The sequence below is a fragment of the Novosphingobium sp. HR1a genome (assembly GCF_015594425.1).
In the GTDB taxonomy this organism is placed as follows: domain Bacteria; phylum Pseudomonadota; class Alphaproteobacteria; order Sphingomonadales; family Sphingomonadaceae; genus Novosphingobium; species Novosphingobium resinovorum_A.
Genome location: NZ_JABXWS010000126.1, coordinates 1 through 2,432, shown reverse-complemented (window position 1 = coordinate 2,432; position 2,432 = coordinate 1). Strand labels below are relative to the sequence as shown.

At 61.6% G+C, this 2,432-nt stretch carries 3 protein-coding genes and 1 pseudogene; 3 read left to right on the top strand and 1 reads right to left on the bottom strand.

Annotation, left to right across the window (positions count from 1 at the left end; all coding sequences use genetic code 11):
* Positions 1 to 285, top strand: a pseudogene (locus HWN72_RS30530) (DUF1543 domain-containing protein); the annotation flags it as partial.
* A 234-nt stretch (positions 286 to 519) separates the two neighbouring features.
* On the opposite strand, the gene HWN72_RS31975 reads toward HWN72_RS30530, so the two are convergent.
* Positions 520 to 1,104 (bottom strand): hypothetical protein, encoded by a 585-nt coding sequence (locus HWN72_RS31975; RefSeq protein WP_211152304.1) that lies wholly within the window; start codon positions 1,102 to 1,104, stop codon positions 520 to 522.
* A gap of 91 nt (positions 1,105 to 1,195) precedes the next feature.
* Here HWN72_RS31975 and HWN72_RS30520 point away from each other — a divergent pair, with 91 nt between their 5' ends.
* Together HWN72_RS30520 and HWN72_RS30515 are read left to right on the top strand one after the other, a co-directional pair.
* Entirely contained in the window at positions 1,196 to 1,435 is a 240-nt protein-coding gene (locus tag HWN72_RS30520) for a hypothetical protein (RefSeq protein WP_037518345.1), read from the top strand.
* Between the two features lie 29 nt (positions 1,436 to 1,464).
* On the top strand, positions 1,465 to 2,432 hold a 968-nt coding region (locus tag HWN72_RS30515), incomplete at its 3' end, for a catalase family protein (RefSeq protein ID WP_211152303.1).

Below are 2,432 nucleotides of genomic sequence, written 5' to 3'. Positions count from 1 at the left end.
CTTTTTTTCGTCAATCTCGGTGGCTACGAGCCCGGGGAGTTTGCGGAACGACACCGCAACGTCTTTGTCGTGGCTGAAAGCGAGGGCAAGGCCAAGTCGCGCGCGGTGAAGTCGGTCAGGCAATGGGCCGATCCGCACAAGGACGACCTGTATGAAGCGGAGCAAGCGTTCTGCTTGACCGACCAGCCGGTCGGCGATCGACTTTACGTGCATTTGACGCCGGCTTCTCCCGGCATGGAACCCACCTTTACCTGCCAGTATATACCCATCCGGAGAAGCAGTTGAGCCGTCCTGTCGTGCAGTGGGAACCCGGCAGGGCGCGACCAAGGCTTGCGACTTCGTTCCATGACTGACCGACCGCCAGCCGCTAGGGACCATCCCGTCACGCCGGACGGCCGCTACTTCGTGGTTCGCGGCCGGCTGTGGCGGATGTCCGATCCCCGCCTTCCCGAAGACCGCCGAGCACATCTGGTTACAGAACTGATGAGGGCCCGCCGTGCGATAGCAGCGGCGCGGCGGTCAAAAGACACCGTCGCCGAAGACGAGGCGCACGCGGCAGTCGATCGGGCCAAGCGCGCGCTGGGAGAACGAGGACAGGTCTGGTGGGATGACGGAGCGCCGGACCTCAATCGCCATATGGCGAGGACTACACCTTACGCCGCCTGGTACGCCGCCAGAACGACATGACCGTACCAGCTCAAGATCAATCGGCATAAATGCGAGTTTCACACTCTCATCTCGTCCCATCGCATACTCCCATGCGTTGAGCGGCAGCAAAGACCGAAAAACCGATGCAGTCTGCCATACACGCAAGGACTGGACACTGACCGACATCGCAGAATGGCTGGCTCCGATCGGAACGATGTTTGCGGCCATGATGACCCACATCAATCTGGCCGCCCGTGTGAGGAAATGGGCTTTGCGGTCGTTACCATCGGTTCGGTTGCCTGGACGATCGTCGGGCTTTGCCCGGGGCAAGTCAGCCTGATCGCAGCCAACGGGTTGCTGACGTTCATCAATTTCGTCGGCATAGGGCGCTGGCTGGGAAGGCAACGCGCGTATGAAGATGGTGGGCAATCCGCCAAGATGGCAGTCGCAGGGCATCTTCTCCCACCTTGTTCACCGCCGCCGGAATTGCGGGCATGCCCGGGCTGGACGGGACAGCACACCTCTTGGCAAAGCCGTCGAGGCGCTCATGGAATACAGGTCCGGCACGGTGAGCTATGTTGCTGCGGCGACCACGGTGGCCGCCGGGATCGCCGAAGAGCTGGGGCCGGTTCCGCGCGGCGCCGCCGTGTTCGAGTGCGGCCAGATGGTGCTGCTCATGCCTCGCCGCGCGTTCGAGTCTATCGCGCCGATAGCTCCCGATTGCTGGCCGACCCTATTTAGTCTGGGCCTGCGGGGCGGGAAACTTGCTGCGCGTTGTCAGCGTTAGATACTTAAAATCTTACAGGAACATGCGCCATGACCCATCCCGTCCGTTTTTCCCCTTCTGTCGAGCAAGTGAAGCCGGATGAGGCAGAAACTATACGGGGGCTTGAAGAACAACTCGATTCCATTCAGCAAACCACTGCTCAGGATTACAAGACAGGTTTCCGGGCCGTTCACGCCAAGGCACATGGCATTGCCATCGGCCGCCTGACAGTGAACGCCGGGCTTCCCCCGGACCTCGCCCAGGGGATTTTTTCGCATCCTGCCAGCTTCGACGCCGTCATCCGCATCTCCACCAATGCAGGCGATGTGCTCGACGATGCGATTGCCCTTCCGCGCGGGCTGGCGCTAAAGGTAATGGATGTTCCCGGTGATCGGCTGCCCGGATCGGAAGGCGAAACCTCGCAGGATTTCATCATGGTCAACGGGCCGGTTTTCACCGCTCCCGATACCGCGGCGTTTCTCAAAAACCTGAAACTGCTGGCCAAGACCACGGATGTTGCCGAAGGCGGCAAGAAAGTGCTATCCTCGGTGCTGCAGGGCGTCAACGCCGCGCTGTCCGCCGTGGGCTACGAATCGCCGACGATCCAACAGTTGGGGGGCGCCCCCCAGGTCCACCCGCTCGGCGAAACCTATTATTCCCAGACCCCCTATCGGTTCGGCGACTATATCGCGAAGTTCAGCCTCGTGCCGGTGGCCGCTTCGCTGACCTCGCTGACGGACGTGAAGATCGACGTGACCGACCGCCCCGATGCTCTGCGCGAAGACGTCAGCCGCGCTCTGATCGAGCATGGTGGCGAATGGGAACTGCGTGTCCAGCTTAACACCGATCTCGATAAGATGCCCGTCGAGGATTCGACCGTCGAATGGAGCGAAGACGAAAGCCCGTTCGTGACGGTGGCCACGCTCGAGATCGAACCGCAGATCAGCTGGCAGCACGGGACGAGCGACCGGCAGGACGACGCGCTCAGCTTCAACATCTGGCGGGGGGTCACCGCGCA